Below are 17,159 nucleotides of genomic sequence, written 5' to 3' on the forward strand. Positions count from 1 at the left end.
TTCGCTGTGTTGATTGAACCCGAGCCTCGGCGTGCAACCGAGCTGTTGCGACCAGCGTACGGGCAACCGGGTTCGATGCAGGCTATCTAGCGTTGCCCGGACGCGAGCGTTCGCCAAACACCCCACGTTCCGCGCCATTCAGGCGACATTGCTGGGCCCGCGCTAACGTTCGGCACCATCACGCAGGCCTGCGTCAAACCCCGGCGCGATCCCTCACCCGCCGCGTGACAATGCCGAGCAGGCGACCCAGCGTGCCGCCGGCGGGCCCCTTCTTGCGGGCCAGCGCCAGCGGCGCAACGAGACCCGCGGCACGATCGAGGCGGAGATAGGACACGCCTGCGGTCTCCAGCCGCGCCATCGATTCCGGCACGATCGAAATCCCGAGCCCCGCCGCGACGAGGCTGAGCGTCGACACCATCCGCGTCGCCTCCTGCGCCACCTTCGGGCTGAAGCCCGCCGCGCGGCAGGCGGCGATGATGCTGTCGTAGAGACCCGGCCCGGTCGGGCGGCGGTAGAGGATCAGCGGCTCGTCGGCGAGCGAGGCCAGCGCAATCCGGCGGCGCGTGTCCTTGCGGGCGCGCGGATGGTGGTCGGGCAGCGCGACCAGCATCTCCTCATCGAGCAGATGGGTGATCGTCAAATTCTCCAGCCGCTCGCTCGGCGAGCGCACGAAAGCCGCATCGAGACGGTCGGCCTCGACGGCCTCGATCAGCTCGCCGGTCGAGGCCTCCTCGAGCGAGAGCGTGATCGCCGGCGCACGCTCGCGCATTTCACGCATCACGCCGGTGACGAAGGGATGGAAGGCGGCCGAAGAGGTGAAGCCGATCGCAAGCTGGCCTTCCTGGCCGCGGCTCGCCCGCCGCGCGGCCTCCACGGCGAGGTCGGCGTCGCGCAAGATCGCGCGCGCCTTGTCGACGAAGGCGCGGCCGGCGGCGGTCAGCTCGACCCCGCGCGGCTGCCGGCGAAACAGCGGCGCGCCGATCGCGGTCTCCAGCGCGCGGATCTGCTGGCTCAGCGGCGGCTGCTGGATGCCGAGCCGCGCGGCGGCGCGGGTGATGTGACCTTCCTCGGCCACCGCGACGGCATAGCGGAGATGGCGCAGCTCGATCATTGGATGAATCCATATCTGGAATATATGACAATTACCTGATCCATATATTTGATATTTGGGGCATCGCAAACTAGGTTCGGATCGAACACGACAAGAAACGGAGCCGACGCGCCGATGGATGCAGCACCCGCCACCCTCTCCACCAAGCACGAGGCGCCCGATGTCGGCGAGTTGTTCACGGGCTTCTTCATCCTCGGCCTGACCGGCTTCGGCGGCGTGCTGCCGCTGGCGCGGCACATGATGGTGGAGAAGCGCGGCTGGCTCTCCAGCGCCGAGTTCACCGACCTGCTCGGGCTCTGCCAATTCCTGCCCGGCGGCAACATCATCAACATGTCGGTTGCGGTGGGCTTGAAGTTTCGCGGCATTCCCGGCGCGTTGGCGTCGATCCTCGGCCTGATCGCGGTGCCGACCGCGGTCGTGATCGGCCTCGGCGTGATCTATGGCCGCTTCGCGAACGATCCCGTGGTCCGCCATCTGTTCGGCGGCCTGGCTGCTGCCGCGGCCGGGCTCCTGATCTCGACCGCGATCAAGATCGCCTGGCCGGTGCGGCGTGATGTCCTCGGCCTGCTCATCGGCGCGCTCTGCGTGCTCGCGATCGCGGTGTTGAGGCTGCCGCTGCTGCCGACGCTGCTGACGCTCGCGCCGCTCAGCATCTTTCTGCGATCGAGGCAGGCGTCATGAGCGGAACCCTTGTCACCCTCGCACTGATCTTTGCCCAGCTCTCGCTGCTCGCCTTTGGCGGCGGCAACACCGTCCTGCCGGAGATGCAGCGTCAGGTGGTCGACATCCATCACTGGATGACGGCGCAGGAATTCGGCGCGCTGTTCGCGCTGGCACAGGCCGCACCGGGGCCGAACATGATGGTGGTCCCGCTGGTGGGCTGGCATGTCGCCGGCTTCTCCGGCGTGCTGGTGACCTCGCTCGCCAAGTTCGGACCGTCGTCGCTGGTCACCGGATTCGCGCTGCGGCTCTGGGAGCGCTTCAAGGACCGGCCGTGGCGACGCACCGTGCAGGCCGGGCTCGTGCCCGTCACCGCCGGCCTCGTCACCGCGAGCGCCATCGTCATCACCCACACCTCGGTCTCAGGCTGGGGCACGGCCCTGATCGCGGCTCTGGTCGCCATCGCCACGACGACGACCCGCATCCATCCGCTGCTCGCGCTCGCCGTTGGTGCTGTGCTCGGCCTCACCGGCATCGGCCAGCCCTGACGCCTGGCTCGTTGCGGCGATAGCGCGACGTTCCCCGCGGCACGTGCGCGCATTCGCCGCAATGGATGCGGCGCGACGTAGCGCTATGTTGATCGTGCCATGATCGACATGTTGAGCATCGACACCCGCGTTGCGCGCCTCGGATTGCGCGCCGGACGTCTGCACGCAGGCAATTAGCCGGCCGGCGATTGCGCGCCGTCCGGATTCTCAGCGTCACCCAAAAATCATAACGTCATCAAAATCATTTCGGTCCGTCGCGTCGCGCGAGGCATCTGCGCGCGCCCCCGATCAACCGCAAGGTCAAGCCAACATGACCAGAACCATTCACACTAGCTTTACCGCCCCTGCGTTGCCGCCGATCGTGATCACCGCGAGCGAGGCGCATCGCCTCAGCGTGCTGGCCGATTCCAGCATGGCGGTGTTTCCCAGCGTGGCCGAGTTCCTCGCGCGCGAGACCGACCGGGCGCAGCTCGTCGCCGATGATGCCGAGTTGCCGGACGTGGTCCGCATGGGCTCGCTCGTGCGTTATCGCGACGACGAGACCGGCGACGTCAGGGAGGTCGTGCTGGTGTACCCGCACGAGGCCGACATCGCGCTGCGACGCATTTCGGTGCTGACGCCGGTCGGCGCCGCGTTGATCGGGCTCTCGGTCGGACAAACCATCGATTTTCAGACACCGAGCCACCAGACGCGTTCGGTGACGATTTTGGCCGTGAGGCATCAGGGCTAGCGGCGCGGCTTCGCCGCATTCCCCGTAAGGGAGCCACCAGCGGTAGGGTTCCCTCTCCCCTTGCGGGAGAGGGTTAGGGAGAGGGGTGCCACACGGCACACTCTCTCCGAATTTCGCTGCGGCGACAGGCGAACGCAGTTGCGCGGTTAGTGCCCTCGTCAATCATCTCGCCCGGGGCCACCCCTCTCCCCACCCTCCCCCGCAAGGGGGGAGGGAGCCTGAGAGCTCTGCTCACCTCACGAGAATGGCGCGATACGCCAGCGCATCGCGTGCTACTCACGCCGCGAGGTGGCACTGGCCCATCTCGAGACCGTGCCGGCGGCCGCGTGCGATGCCTTCGGCGATCGCTTTCACGACGATCTCGGCCGTGTCAGGCGAAAGCTGATCGAGCGGCTGCCAGGCGCGCATGATGTCGCGCGCGCGGTCGAGGTCGCCGTAGATTGCAAGGAGAGGAAGCGATTTGATCGTCATGTCCGTGGCTCCCAACCGCAACTGCGCGAGCCTACCTCAGCTGGATCGGCCGAGCCATGCGTTTGGGAACCGCGTTTTACGTTTTGCCGATCGCCGGTGCATGGCGAGGGCGCCATCGCCCCCGCCATTGATGCGCGTCACTCCGCGCCGGAGCCGCCCTGCACGATCTTCTCGTTCAGCTTCTGATCGACGGTCTCGACCGTGCGGTCGATCTCGGCGCTGGGCTTGCCGAGCTGGTGCGAGATCAGCTTCACCAGGAGGTCGACGCGCTCGATGAACGGCGCGCCGGCGGCGACCGCGCGGGCCGCCGAGGACGGCTTGAGCAGGCTTTCCGCCGCCTTGGCGTATTTCGCGAACGGCACCTGGTCAGCAGGATCGGCGCCGAGCTGGCGCGCGATCGAATCGACATGGTCGTAGATCGCCTGCGAGCGCGTCAGGTCGCCGTGCACGGCGTCGCGGATCGATTGCGGCTCCTTCGGCGTGATGCAGCGATAATTGCCGGTCAGCAGCATCGACCATTTCGCCAGCGGCACGAACAGCGACGAGAACACTTTCAGCTTCACCGGCACGTCCTGGCCGTCGAGCGTGACCGCGTCGATGTCGGCTTCGAGTTCGCGCAGCACCTTGTTGTGCTTGTCGTCAGCGAAGGCGGAGGCCTTGAAGTTGGTCGGCAGGCCGACATGCAGCACGTTGGCCTTCTCTTCCGGCGGACGGAAGGCCTGCGGATCCGGCGAGCACAGCGTCACCAGTCCCGGCTCGAAGCGCTCCCACACCTGCGCATTGGTGTAGGCCTCCTCGAGGTCCATGCCGGCGAGCGCGGGAATCCGCTTCAGATACGGCAGCGGCGGCATGTTCATGATCGACAGGCAGGGCAGCTTCGCCGCCGCGATCTTGATCATCAGCACGCGAACCGTGTGGTTGGTGTATTGCGGCTCCTGCATCGCGAGCCCTACCATGTCGTAGCGCGACACATCGACATCGGCTGGTGTCACGGCGTCGAGCTTGCCCGGCAGATCGCGCGAGAAGATCGAGCGGTGCTCCTTTTCGTCGCGCAGCTTGATCCGGACCTCGGTGCCGTCGCGGTTGATCAGGTCGGCCGTGTTCTTCCGGCACACCAGGGTCACATTGTGACCCGCCATCAGAAGCTTGGTCCCCAGCAGGGAGCCGTAGGAAGCTCCCAGGATCAGAATGTTGCGCGCCATGCTCTCTCCAAAAGCCTCTTTCTAAAGCCTTGCCCCGAAGCTGCGACCTGACCGACGTCAGGTCGATTACCGGCCGTCCCGCATCCATGGAACGATGCCCGCCAACCTATTCACCAGATAGGAAAGACCGCTGGTGTATGGTATGCCACCGTCTATCGCAGATCGACAAGCTGCTGCCAAGGGGATTATCTCGCGAGCGGATTTTCGTTCCGCCGATCAGGAAGGGCATTGGAGCTTGCAAGTCGCCGCCGACCCGATGGATCGAGCTGAAGAAATCCTCGTCTCAGCTTCCCGGCTGTTTGCTCGCCACTCCTACGCGAACGTGACGATGGAGCAGGTCGCGGCCTCTGTTCGGGCCGTGCCGGGCGCGCTGTACCATTATTTCCGCGACAAGGAAGATCTGATCTTTCACTGCTATCTGCGCGGCCTTGCGATCTATCGGCACGAAATGGAAGCGGCGGTCGAACCCGGTATCGATGGGCTTGAGATCGTCAGGCGCTTCGTGCGCGGCAGGCTGCGGCCGGAAGGCCGGCGCATGATCCTGTTCACCGATATCGATGCGCTTGCTGCGCCCTACAGCAACGAAGTCCATGCCAAGCGCTGGCAGAATGCGGCGCTACTGGCGGACATTCTGGACCGCGGCGTGGCGGACGGCTCGATCACCTGCGACGAACCGCTCCTCACCGCGGTGGCGCTTATCTCCATCCTGGACTGGGTTCCGTTCTGGCTGTCCGAACGCGACTACTACACGCGCCAACAGGCGATCGATGCTATCGACGACATCATCACGCACGGAGTTTACCGGCGCGAGATCGCTGTTCCCGACATGCCCGAACCGCTCAGCCTTGCCCCATTCCTCGAAGCTCGCGCGGGGATGAATAAGCGGGCCGCAAAGTTCGACCGGATGCTTTCGATTGCCTCTGACAGCTTTAATCGAAGGGGCGCGTCGGGCACGTCGCTTGAGAGCATCGCTGTGGATGCGGGCATGACCCGCGCCGGCATCTACTATCATTTCAGTGAAAAGGAGAGCCTGTTGCTGGCTTGCCTGCGACGAGGGCTCGCCGGCGAGATCAGCATTCGCGAGCATCTGCAAGACCAGAACCTCGGCGCGTTCGATCACACCGTACAGAGAATCCGCCTGTTGCTCATGCTGCACGACACCCCCTGCGGCCCAAAGACGACCTACCACAACATCAACTATCTCAACGAAATTGACCGGAAAGCCTATGTCAAACAGGTGCTGGCGACGATCCGGCAAGACCAGAACAGCTATCAGCGCTGGATCGACGAGGGCCGCTTCCGCCGCATCGATACGTACTTCGCCGAGCGTATTCTAACCGGAATGGGCCATTGGTATCCGATCTGGTTCAAGACCAGGCGCGACTGGTCTCCCGCGCAGATTGCCGATCATTTCGCGCGACTATTCCTCGCGGGCCTCAAGCCGCGCCGGCATCCGGCCTGAACCATTAATTCGCGGCCCGCGGCTATAGCGCTGCTGGAATATGGGCTCGCTTCATGCGAGCCTACGACCACGTCGGGTCCAAAGGGCGAGCCTGCGCATCGGCGCGGACTCTCATCCAAAAGTTTACTGGTTATTCAAAATGGCGCCGGATTCCGCAAGCTTATAGCCTATAACATTATAATACCTCCCGCTGAAACTTGACGCCATATTCAATGTGGAAGTTGCGAAGGTCCGGCAATTGAGGTTATGAGACGGCCTCGATCGCTGAAGATCAATTAGAAACAAGAGCCAGGGAGAGACCAGGATGCATAAGCTGATCGTTGCCGCCGCGGCAGCGCTGACGGTGCTGGGCAGCGCGGCGTCCGCGCAGGAAACCATCAAGATCGGCTACATCGATCCGCTCTCCGGCGGCGGTGCGAGCGTTGGTGAAGGCGGCCTGAAGACGTTTCAGTACCTCGCCGACGAGTTGAACGCCAAGGGCGGCATCCTTGGCCACAAGGTCGAGATCGTTCCGCTCGACAACAAGACCAATCCGCAGGAAAGCCTGGTGCAGGCGCAGAAGGCGGTCGACGCCGGCATCCGCTACATCACCCAGGGCAACGGCTCGTCGGTGGGTGCGGCGCTGGAGGATTTCGTCACCAAGAACAATTCGCGCAACCCCGGCAAGGAAGTGCTCTACTTCAACTATGCCGCGGTCGATCCGGCCATGACCAACGAGAAGTGCAGCTATTGGCACTTCCGCTGGGATGCGAACTCGGACATCAAGATGGAAGCGCTGACCAACTACATGAAGGGCCTGCCCTCCATCAAGAAGGTCTACCTGATCAACATGGACTATTCGTTCGGCCAGGCGGTGCGATCACAGGCGCGCAAGATGCTGGGTGAAAAGCGGCCGGATATCGAGCTCGTCGGCGACGAATTGCACCCGATGCTCAAGGTCACCGACTTCTCGCCCTATATCGCCAAGATCAAGGCGTCCGGCGCCGACAGCGTCGTGACCGGCAACTGGGGACAGGACTTCGCGCTGCTACTGAAGGCAGCTGCCGACGCCGGCCTCAAGGTCAACTGGTACACCTACTATGCCGGCGGCGCCGGCGGACCGACCGCGATCAAGCAGACCGGCCTCGAGAACCAGGTGTTCCAGATCAGCGAAGGCGTCCCGAACTCCGGCAACAAGGCGGCGATGGATTTCGAGAAGGACTTCCGCGCCAAGACCGGCATTTCCGTGTGGTATCCGCGCGCGGTCAATGAGATGCGGATGTTCAAGGCGGCCGCCGAGAAGGCCAATTCGATCGACCCGGTGAAGGTCGCGGCGGCGCTCGAGGGCATGAAGTTCGACGTGTTCGACGGCGGCGACGGCTTTATGCGCAAGGACGACCACCAGTTCTTCCAGCCGATCTACATCTCCTCGTTCGGCTCGCTGGCCGACAAGGCCAAGGAGCCGTATGACGAGGAAAACACCGGCTGGGGCTGGCGCATTGTCTCCAAGATTGACACCGCGCAGACGATGCTTCCGACCACCTGCAATATGAAGCGGCCCTGATCGGCTATTTCAGTCATTCCGGGATGGTGCGTAAGCACCAGACCGCAGGTGCGCAATTGCGCACCAGGGAATCTCGAGATTCCGGGTTCGCTCGCTAACGCGAGCGCCCCGGAATGACACGCAGTTCATTTCGTTCGACAGGTGTTTGATCACGTGAAGCGTTCGAGTTTTCAGCGGGTGCACCATGGCTGAACTGATCGTCATCTCGACGCTCAACGGCGTCTTGTTCGGCATGCTGTTGTTCCTGCTGTCCAGCGGGCTCACCGTCATATTCAGCATGATGGGCGTGCTCAATTTCGCGCATGCGAGCTTCTACATGCTCGGCGCGTTCTTCGGCTTTCAGCTCACCCGCTGGATCGGATTCTGGCCGGCGCTGGTGATTGCACCGCTCTTGGTCGGCGTGGTCGGCATGGGCGTCGAGCGCTACGGCCTGCGCAACACCCACAAGCATGGCCATGTCGCCGAGCTGCTTTTGACCTTCGGCCTCGCCTTCGCCATCGAAGAGATTGTCTCGATGATCTGGGGCAAGAGTCCAGTCGACTACCGGGTCCCGGCGGCGCTCGACTTCCCCGCCTTCACCGTATTCTCCACCAACTACCCCGCTTACAAGATCTTCATGCTCGTGGTGTCGGTCGTGATCTTCATCGCGCTCCTGGTCACGCTGAAGAAGACACGGGTCGGCCTTATCGTGCAGGCCGCGCTGACCCATCCGAGCATGGTCGGCCATCTCGGCCACAATGTCGGGCGCATCTTCATGCTGGTGTTCGGCGTCGGCAGCGCGCTCGCCGGCCTCGCCGGCGTCATCGCCGGTCCCTCGCTGGTGACGCAGTCTGATATGGCCGCGCTGCTCGGCCCGATCCTGTTCGTCGTCATCGTGTTCGGGGGCCTTGGCTCGTTGCCCGGCGCCTTCATCGCTTCGCTGTTGATTGGTTTGATCCAGACCTTCGCGGTCGCGCTGAACGGTTCGCTCGCCAGCGTGTTCGGCCCGCTCGACCCGAGCCTTGGCGCCTCACCGCTGACCGACATCTGGAACGTCACGATCGCGCAGATCGCGCCGATCCTGCCCTATGTGCTGCTGGTGCTGGTCCTGATCTTCCGCCCCATGGGCCTATTGGGGACGCGCGAGTCATGACGAACGCTGTAACCCCCGCTCCCGCCGTTGCCAAGCAAGAGTCCAGTGGCGCCCTCGGCTTCTATGGCGTCTGGCTGCTCGCCGCCATCGCCCTCGTCGTGCTGCCGCTGATCTTCTCCTCCGGCGGTTCGCTGACCTCGTTCAGCCTGATCGGCATCGCGATCATCTTCGCGCTGTCCTACAACATTTTGCTCGGCCAGACCGGGCTGCTGTCGTTCGGACACGCCGTTCAGTACGGCCTCGGCGGCTTCCTCGCGGTCCACGCCATGAATGCGGTTGCCAGCCACAACTGGCCGATCCCGCTGCCGGTGATCCCGCTGATCGGCGGCATCGGCGGCATGGCCTTCGCATTGCTGGTCGGCTGGGTGATGACCAAGCGCGCCGGCACGGTGTTTGCGATGATCTCGCTCGGCATCGGCGAGCTGGTCGCCTCGTCGTCGCTGATCCTGCGCAGCGTTTTCGGCGGCGAATCCGGCATCACCACCGACCGCACCGCCTTGACGCCGATGTTCGGCTGGACCTTCGGGCCGCAGATTCAGGTCTACTATCTGATCGCGTTCTGGGTGCTGGCCTCGGCGATCGCGATGTACGCGCTGACCCGCACGCCGTTGGGGCGCATCTGCAACGCGGTGCGCGACAATCCGGAGCGCGTCCAGTTCATCGGCTACGATCCGCATGTGGTGCGTTATCTCGCCTACATGTTCGCGGGCTTCTTCGCCGGCATCGCCGGCGGGCTCGCCGCGATCAATTTCGAGATCGCCAACTCCGCCTATCTCGGCGCGACGCAATCGGGCCTGGTGCTGTTTGCCGCGTTCATCGGCGGCACCGCCTATTTCTTCGGTCCGATCCTCGGCGCCATCCTGGTGACCTATCTGCAGCTCGGGCTGAGCAACGTCACCTCGGTCTGGCAGCTCTATTTCGGCATTATCTTCATCGTCATCGTGATGTTCGCGCCGGGCGGCATCGCCGGCATTTTGATGAAGCACCGTCCGCTGATCCGCGCCGGCACCCTTGGCACCGTGATCCCGTCCTACCTGGTCGCGGTGATCCCGACACTCGCGCTGGTGCTCGGTATCATCCTGACCATCGAAACCGTCGCCCGTTTCGCGAGCGGCGACGCGATCAACCTTCTGGGCATTGCCTTTGTCCCGACCGCGCCGACGACCTGGGCGGCCGCCGCGGTTCTGGTGGTCGGCGGCTTCCTGGTCGCGCGCATCACCTGGCGGCGCGTCGCGGAAGCCTGGGATCGCGCCGCGACGGTGGCCCGTGATCGGGGGTATCTGGCATGACCGCTGCCATCCAAGTCAACGCCGTCGAGAAGAGCTTCGGCAATGTCGCCATCATCCGCGATCTCAATTTGAGCGTCGCCAAGGGTGAGCGCCACGCCATCATCGGCCCGAACGGCGCCGGCAAGTCGACGACGTTCAACCTGATCAGCGGCCACATCAAGCCGACCTCGGGCGAGATCCGGCTCAACGGCGAGGTGACCTCGGGCTTGCGGCCGTTCGAGATCAACCGGCGCGGGCTGTCGCGCTCGTTCCAGGTCACCAACGTGTTCGCCCGCATGACGGTGTGGGAGAACGTCCGCTGCGCCGTGCTGTGGGCGACCGGCCACCGCTACGCGTTCTGGAAGAACGTCGACAAGCTGCCCGAGGTGAGACAGCGCACCGCGCAGATCCTCGACGACATCCATCTCAGCCATCGCCGCGACGTGCCGGCGGGCCTGCTCACCTACGCCGAGCAGCGCGAGCTCGAGATCGGCATCACGATCGCCGGCGGCGCCAGCGTCATCATGCTGGACGAGCCGACCGCGGGCATGAGCCACGCCGAGACCGAGCGCGCCGTCGCGCTGATCCGCCGCCTCACCGAAGGACGCACGCTCGTCATCGTCGAGCACGACATGAGCGTGGTGTTCGGCCTCGCCGACCGCATCTCGGTTTTGGTCTACGGCCACATCATCGCCTCCGGCACCCCTGAGGAGATCCGCGGCAACCCGAAGGTCAAGGAAGCCTATCTCGGCGAGGAGGTCGACTGATGCTCGAGGTCAGGAATCTCCACGCTTATTACGGCAAGAGCCACATCCTGCAGGGCGTCGATCTCGACATCGCAGCCGGCGAGGTGGTCAGCCTGTTGGGGCGCAACGGCGTCGGCCGCTCCACCACCGTCAAGGCGATCATGGGCGAGGTGCCGCCGCAGGGCACCATCCGCTTCAAGGGCCAGGACATCGCGGGTCTGCCGAGCCACAAGATCGCCCGCCTCGGGCTCGGCTATGTGCCGGAGCATCGCGACATCTTTCCGGGCCTGACGGTGCGCCAGAACCTGATCCTCGGCATCAAGGACCCGCGCCGCCCCGGCAAGTGGCGGCTGCAGGAAATGCTCGACATGTTTCCCAACCTCGCCGCGCGCGCCGACACGCCGGCGGGCGTGCTGTCGGGCGGCGAGAAGCAGATGCTGACCACCTGCCGCACGCTGCTCGGCGATCCCGAGTTGATGATGATCGACGAGCCGACCGAAGGGCTGGCGCCGCTGATCGTGCAGCAGGTCGGCGAGCTGATCGCACGGATCGCGAAAGCCGGCGTCGCGATCCTTTTGGTCGAGCAGAAGCTCTCGATCGCGATGAAGATCTCGAACCGGGTCTACATCATGGGCCACGGCCGCGTAGTGTTCGAAGGCACGCCAGAGCAGCTGAAGAACAACGCCGCCATTCGCGAGGAATGGCTGGAGGTGTGAGGTTGGCACTTGGGAGCCGAGCAGAAGCCTGTTCTCAATCAGAGCGTTGCCGGTTCTCACCCAACTCCGACATATCCGAGTCAGCCCTCCGGTATACCGGCCAAGTGCATGCCCTTGATCAAGCGCCTAATTCCGGCCCGGAACGACTCATCGCCGGAGAATGGAAAGGCTTTCAATCGGCGGATGTTGAAACCTGGATCAAGTGCGAGTCCGGCCTTCGTGGCGGCTCTCGCCTCGTCCAATTCACCTGAAAGCGAGTGCGCAGCGGCGAGTACGAAGTGACCCCAAGGATAATTTGAATTCGCTTTCAGGGACCGCCGTAACCATATCACCGCCTCGGCATCGGCTCCGAAGTACAATTTGGAAAGCGCCACATAACTCATCCATCGATGCACGGCCCCATCGAGCGGGGACAATCGAAGTGCTTCCTGTATGTGTCCCTCGGTGTCTGCCGCCCGGCCAACCATTGCCTTTACGGCACCGAGCGTACTATGCGCTTCAGCCAGATTCCTGTTCAAGACCAGTGCGTGCTCGCATTCCGCCAGGCCTTGCGCTGCATGACCTGAACAGACTTGGACGCAGCCCAGAAACATGTGAGCCGCCGCATGTTCCGGAGCGAGCGACAACGCTTTCGCAAGAGCGGCCTCGGCCGCTTGAAATCGGGAACTCACATCATCGACAATAAAATGGACGGCACTTGCCGTGTCGATCGCTGCAATTCCCACCAATGCATCCACATTTTCAGAATCGAGTTCTAGCGCGCGTTCGAAATAGCCTCGCGCTTGCTTCATGTGCTCTGGGGTCCAACTCTTGTTCCAGCGCGCCATGCCTCGAAAATAGAGATCCAAGGAATTCGGTTGCAACGAGCGCTCTGCTCGCCTTGCCTCAGCCGCGATGAGTTGAGCATTTAAAGCGTTTGCAAGCCGGGACACGATCTCGTCTTGCACGTCGAAAAGATCGGCAACAGCTTTGTCGAAACGCTCCGCCCAAAGGTGATGGGCGGTTTCGGCATCGACAAGCTGCACGTTCACCCGAAGCCGGTTGTCACTGCGCTGGACCGAGCCCTCAAGCACATAGCGGATGCCCAATTCACGCCCGATCTCCTTGAGATCGACCGATTTGTCCTTGTAGGTGAATGCGGTGTGACGGCCGATCACGAACGAGCCCCTGATGCGCGACAGGTCGGTTGTCAGGCTCTCGGTTACACCGTCGACGAAGTAATCCTGCTTGGGATCGCCGCTGAGATTCGCGAACGGCAATACAATAATCGACAGAGGCGGCGGTGAAGTCGGGCGCGCCCTTGCGCTTTCCGCTTGTGTCGACGAAACCGTGGCATAGGCGCGGACCGGGCGATCGATGTTTTTGAGGCTCTGCTCGCCCAAATCGACGAACTCAACTCCAACCTTGCCTCGGACTTGATCGTACGCAGAAGACGAGATGCAGATGCCACCGGGTTCTGCAATGCCCTCAAGCCGCGCCGCGATGTTAACGCCATCTCCAAAGATGTCGTGCGGCTCGACGATGACGTCACCGATATTGACGCCCACGCGGAAAGCAATACGTCTGTCTTTCGCGTCACCGGCCGTGAGTTCAAAGATGCGTGCTTGAAACCGTACAGCAGCTCTCACCGCTTCGACCGCACTTGGAAATTCCGCCAGGAACCCATCCCCGGTTCGCTTGACGATGCGGCCGCGGTGTTCGGCGATTGCGGGCTCAACAACGTCTGTTAGGAGACCGCCAAGTTTGGCGTGTGTGGTCTCTTCGTCATCGTGCATAAGCCGCGAGTAGCCAGCCACGTCGGCGGCCAATATCGCCGACAATCTACGCTCGACTCGCGCTGGCTGCTCTTGCACCATGACTGGCAATCCAACCGGTTGGCATAGTGTAGAACAGATCAGAGGTTGATACCAGAAGCCCACTCCAGCGATGTTCGGCTGCTGCCCGTCGGAAAACCCGTGCAACGTCCGCTTCAGCGCCGCTGTTTAGGGCTAAGCGGACGTCACACCTCTATGAGTACGCGCCCTCTACTCCGGCCGGATCAACGCCACCACATCCCCCGCGCGCAGCGTCTGCCCGGGCTTCACCGGCACCGATGCAATCCGGCCCGCGGCGGGCGCGTGCACCGAGATCTCCATCTTCATCGACTCGATGATCGCAAGCACGTCGCCGGCGGCAATTTCGGCGCCCTCCTCGACCAGGATCTTCCAGATGTTGCCCGGCACCTCCGAGAAGGCGCCGAGCTGGCCGTCGGGAATACCCGTCGCGACGGCACCCGCATCGATCGACTCCACCGGCGCCTCGTCGAGCTTCATCTCGCGCCAGCGCTGGCGTTCGGCATCGAACGCTGCCTGCTGGGTTGCCTTGAACGCCGCGATCGATGGGCGCGCTTCCGTCAATGTCTTGGCATAGTCGGCGTAGGAGAATTCGCCCTGCTCGATCCTGATGTCGTATTGCCCGTGCGGGAATGCGGCGCGGGCGTCGAGCAGTTCATCGGCGTCGACCGGGAAGAAGCGGATCTTGTCGAAGAACCGCAGCAGCCAGGGGTGGCCCGGCTCAAACACCCGCGTCGTGCGCCAGCTGTTCCAGACCTGGATGGTGCGGCCGAACAGCTGGTAGCCGCCCGGCCCTTCCATGCCGTAGATGCACATATAGGCGCCGCCGATGCCGACCGCGTTCTCCGGCGTCCAGGTCCGCGCTGGATTGTACTTGGTGGTCACCAGCCGGTGCCGCGGGTCGAGCGGCGTCGCCACCGGCGCGCCGAGATAGACGTCGCCAAGGCCGAGCACGAAATAATCCGCATCGAACACGATGCGGCGGACATCGTTCTCGCTCGCAAGCCCGTTGATGCGGCGGATGAACTCGACATTCGAGGGACACCACGGCGCATCCACCCGCACCAGATCCTGATACTTGCGCATCGCGAGCTCGGCCTCTGGATCCCGCCATGATAGCGGCAGATGCACGGTGCGGCTCGGCACCCGCATCGCGTCGACCGGCGGCAATTCGCGCTCGATCCGCCTGAGCACGTCGAGCAGCTTTTGCCGCGACAGCGCCGTGCCGTCATAATGGATCTGCAGCGAGCGGATGCCCGGCGTCAGATCGATCAGGCCGCCGAGCTTCGCTTCCTCGAGCGCCTGCGCCAGCACATGCACGCGCAAGCGGAGCGCGATGTCGAGCTCCATCGGGCCATATTCGACCAGCAGATTGTCGTCGCCGGCGCGCCGGTAGACCACCGGAATCGGGCCATCATTATTGCGTCCGACCACCGCCGAACCGAGCTCGGGCGCCCGCAGCACCGTGGGTCCGGCGACCGGATCGTCGCGTTTCACCGGCACGAAGCGGACGGTGTCGCCGGGCCTGAGCTGGCCAATCTTCCAGAGCTCGTCGCGCGCAACGACCGCCGGACAGACGAAGCCGCCGAGGCTCGGTCCGTCGGGGCCGAGAATGATCGGCATGTCGCCGGTGAAGTCGATCGAGCCGACTGCATAGGCATTGTCATGAATGTTCGACGGATGCAGCCCGGCCTCGCCGCCATCGACGCGGGCCCAGCGCGGCTTCGGACCGATCAGCCGGACGCCGGTGCGCGCGCTGTTGAAATGCACCTCGTAGCTCGCCGCAAACAGCGTCTCGACATCTTCGTCGAGAAAGAAGTCCGGCGCACCGTGCGGGCCATAGAGCACGCCGATCTGCCATGCTGACGCGAGCTCTGGCTGCTCGCTTTCCTCTGCGCGTCGCGGGGCTGCAAGGCTCGACGTCTCCGCTCCGATATGCAGCACGTCGCCGGCCTTCAGCGACCCCGTCGCATGACCACCGAAGGCACCGAGCGCAAACACGGCGCGCGATCCGAGAATTTCCGGCACGTCGATGCCGCCACGCACGGCAAGATAGCTGCGCTGCCCCGGGCCCTTGATGCTGCCGATCGCGAGCGTCTGGCCGGCGCGCACCGCGACCGGCTCGTGATATGCAACCTCGGCGCCGTCGAGCGATGCCTTCATTCGAGCGCCCGACAGCGCGACGATCGCATCGGTGTTGAAGCGCAAAGTCGGGCCGTTGACCGTCAGCTCCAGCGCGGTCGTCGTCTCCGGGTTGCCGACGACGCGGTTGGCGAGGCGGAACGACCGCTCGTCCATCGGGCCGCTCGGCGGCACGCCGACATGCCAGAGATGCAGCCGGCCGGGCAATTCCTGCACCCCGCTCTGCGCGCCGGGCGCGACGACGTCGATGGTGCGGGGACGATAGGCGAACGCGCCGAGCACGCTGGTCGCGACCTGCCCGCTGCGGAACACGTCGGACGCCGCGATCGCACGCAGATAGGCGAGATTGGTCTCGATGCCGGCCACGACCGTGTCATCCAGCGCCTGCGTCAGCTTCGCGATCGCGGCCTCGCGGGTCTCGGCCGACACGATGATCTTGGCCAGCATCGGATCGTAGAACGGCGACACTTCCGTGCCGGTCTCGATCCAGCCGTCGATCCGCGCATCCGGCGAGAAGCTGACCTGCGTCAGCCGGCCCGCGCTCGGGCGGAAGCCGGCGCCCGGATTCTCGGCATAGAGCCGCACCTCGATCGCCGCGCCTTTCGGCGTGAGCGCGCCGGCATGGCCCAGCACATCCTCGCCGGCCGCCTGCCGGATCATCCATTCGACCAGATCGACGCCATAGACCTGCTCGGTGACGGGGTGCTCGACCTGAAGACGGGTGTTCACCTCGAGGAAGTAAAAGTCCTCGCGCTCGACGTCGTAGATGAACTCCACGGTGCCGGCGGATTCGTAGGCGACCGCCTTGCCGAGCGAGACCGCCGCCGCGTGCAGCCGCCGCCGGATGTCTGCTGAAAGCCCCGGCGCAGGGGTCTCCTCAAAGACCTTCTGGTTGCGCCGCTGCAGCGAGCAATCGCGCTCGCCCAGCGCCACAACGTCTCCCTTGCCGTTGCCGAATATCTGCACCTCGATGTGGCGCGCCTGCGCAACGAACCGCTCGAGATAGACCCGCGCGTCGCCAAAGCTCGCCCGCGCGGTGCGCTGCACCGATTCGAATCTCTCACGCAGCGTCGCCATGTCGTGGCAGAGCTGCATGCCGATGCCGCCGCCGCCCGCCGTGCTCTTCAGCATCACGGGAAAGCCGATCACGTCAGCCTGCTGCACCGCCTCATCGATGGTCTCGAGCAGGCCGGAGCCCGGCAGCAGCGGCACGCCGCTTCGCTCGGCGATCTCGCGTGCCTTGTGCTTGAGACCGAAGGCGTCGAGATGCTCAGGCCGGGGCCCGATAAATTTGATCCCGTGCTCGGCGAGCCGCTCGGAAAAGCTGCGATTCTCCGACAGGAAGCCGTAGCCGGGATGCACCGCCTCTGCGCCGGTCGCAAGACAGGCCGCCATGATCGCATCGACGTTGAGATAGCTCTCGGCCGCTGGTGCCGGGCCGATCCGCACCGCCTCGCCGGCGTCGAGCACCGGCCGGGTGAAGCGGTCGGCGTCGGAATAGACCGCGACCGAGCCGATGCCCATGCGGTGCAATGTTTTGCCGATCCGCCCGGCGATCTCGCCACGGTTGGCAATCAGAACCTTGCTGAACATGCC

General features: G+C 64.2%; 14 protein-coding genes. 9 read left to right on the forward strand and 5 right to left on the reverse strand.

Features of this window, described 5'->3' with window-relative positions; all coding sequences use genetic code 11:
- Positions 1–193 precede the first annotated feature (193 nt).
- On the reverse strand, positions 194–1,108 hold the full coding sequence (locus G6P99_RS42275) for a LysR family transcriptional regulator (RefSeq protein ID WP_371261144.1): 915 nt from the start codon (positions 1,106–1,108) through the stop codon (positions 194–196).
- Positions 1,109–1,225: 117 nt separating this feature from the next.
- Between G6P99_RS42275 and G6P99_RS42280 the strand changes: the two genes are divergently transcribed.
- The 3 genes from G6P99_RS42280 (at position 1,226) to rnk (ending at position 3,049) form a co-directional block, all read left to right on the forward strand.
- Positions 1,226–1,792, forward strand: coding sequence for a chromate transporter (locus tag G6P99_RS42280; RefSeq protein ID WP_029079366.1), 567 nt, complete (start codon positions 1,226–1,228; stop codon positions 1,790–1,792).
- A complete protein-coding gene (locus G6P99_RS42285) occupies positions 1,789–2,319 on the forward strand; it encodes a chromate transporter (RefSeq protein WP_029079367.1) in 531 nt (176 codons plus the stop codon). Before G6P99_RS42280 ends, G6P99_RS42285 begins: the two co-directional genes overlap by 4 nt.
- A gap of 310 nt (positions 2,320–2,629) precedes the next feature.
- Positions 2,630–3,049 (forward strand): nucleoside diphosphate kinase regulator, encoded by a 420-nt coding sequence (rnk, locus tag G6P99_RS42290; protein WP_029079368.1) that lies wholly within the window; start codon positions 2,630–2,632, stop codon positions 3,047–3,049.
- Between the two features lie 276 nt (positions 3,050–3,325).
- On the opposite strand, the gene G6P99_RS42295 is transcribed toward rnk, so the two are convergent.
- Together G6P99_RS42295 and G6P99_RS42300 are read right to left on the reverse strand one after the other, a co-directional pair.
- Positions 3,326–3,520 (reverse strand): hypothetical protein, encoded by a 195-nt coding sequence (locus G6P99_RS42295; RefSeq protein ID WP_029079369.1) that lies wholly within the window; start codon positions 3,518–3,520, stop codon positions 3,326–3,328.
- Between the two features lie 137 nt (positions 3,521–3,657).
- Positions 3,658–4,722 (reverse strand): ketopantoate reductase family protein, encoded by a 1,065-nt coding sequence (locus G6P99_RS42300; protein ID WP_029079370.1) that lies wholly within the window; start codon positions 4,720–4,722, stop codon positions 3,658–3,660.
- 142 nt (positions 4,723–4,864) lie between these two features.
- On the opposite strand from G6P99_RS42300, the gene G6P99_RS42305 reads away from it, so the two are divergent.
- The 6 genes from G6P99_RS42305 to G6P99_RS42330 all read left to right on the forward strand — a co-directional run bounded on the left by G6P99_RS42305 (position 4,865) and on the right by G6P99_RS42330 (position 11,589).
- Positions 4,865–6,184 carry a TetR family transcriptional regulator gene (locus tag G6P99_RS42305; protein ID WP_084518350.1) on the forward strand — a complete coding sequence of 440 codons (1,320 nt, stop codon included), beginning with the start codon at positions 4,865–4,867 and terminating at the stop codon, positions 6,182–6,184.
- Between the two features lie 304 nt (positions 6,185–6,488).
- Positions 6,489–7,727 (forward strand): branched-chain amino acid ABC transporter substrate-binding protein, encoded by a 1,239-nt coding sequence (locus G6P99_RS42310; RefSeq protein WP_029079372.1) that lies wholly within the window; start codon positions 6,489–6,491, stop codon positions 7,725–7,727.
- A gap of 184 nt (positions 7,728–7,911) precedes the next feature.
- Positions 7,912–8,859 (forward strand): branched-chain amino acid ABC transporter permease, encoded by a 948-nt coding sequence (locus tag G6P99_RS42315; protein WP_029079373.1) that lies wholly within the window; start codon positions 7,912–7,914, stop codon positions 8,857–8,859.
- Positions 8,856–10,148 (forward strand): branched-chain amino acid ABC transporter permease, encoded by a 1,293-nt coding sequence (locus G6P99_RS42320; protein ID WP_029079374.1) that lies wholly within the window; start codon positions 8,856–8,858, stop codon positions 10,146–10,148. The genes G6P99_RS42315 and G6P99_RS42320 overlap by 4 nt, the downstream gene beginning before the upstream one ends.
- Positions 10,145–10,894, forward strand: coding sequence for an ABC transporter ATP-binding protein (locus G6P99_RS42325; RefSeq protein ID WP_029079375.1), 750 nt, complete (start codon positions 10,145–10,147; stop codon positions 10,892–10,894). The genes G6P99_RS42320 and G6P99_RS42325 overlap by 4 nt, the downstream gene beginning before the upstream one ends.
- Positions 10,894–11,589, forward strand: a complete 696-nt coding sequence (locus G6P99_RS42330) for an ABC transporter ATP-binding protein (RefSeq protein WP_029079376.1) — start codon at positions 10,894–10,896, stop codon at positions 11,587–11,589. Before G6P99_RS42325 ends, G6P99_RS42330 begins: the two co-directional genes overlap by 1 nt.
- Positions 11,590–11,669: 80 nt before the next feature.
- Here the strand turns inward: G6P99_RS42330 and G6P99_RS42335 are convergent, their stop codons facing one another.
- Both G6P99_RS42335 and uca read right to left on the reverse strand, forming a co-directional pair.
- The gene (locus G6P99_RS42335; RefSeq protein ID WP_029079377.1) at positions 11,670–13,445 is read right to left on the reverse strand and encodes an adenylate/guanylate cyclase domain-containing protein; all 1,776 of its coding nucleotides are present in this window, start codon (positions 13,443–13,445) and stop codon (positions 11,670–11,672) included.
- 168 nt (positions 13,446–13,613) lie between these two features.
- Positions 13,614–17,156, reverse strand: coding sequence for an urea carboxylase (gene uca, locus G6P99_RS42340; protein ID WP_029079378.1), 3,543 nt, complete (start codon positions 17,154–17,156; stop codon positions 13,614–13,616).
- Positions 17,157–17,159: the final 3 nt, after the last annotated feature.

It is taken from the genome of Bradyrhizobium sp. 6(2017), assembly GCF_011058295.2.
In the GTDB taxonomy this organism is placed as follows: domain Bacteria; phylum Pseudomonadota; class Alphaproteobacteria; order Rhizobiales; family Xanthobacteraceae; genus Bradyrhizobium; species Bradyrhizobium septentrionale.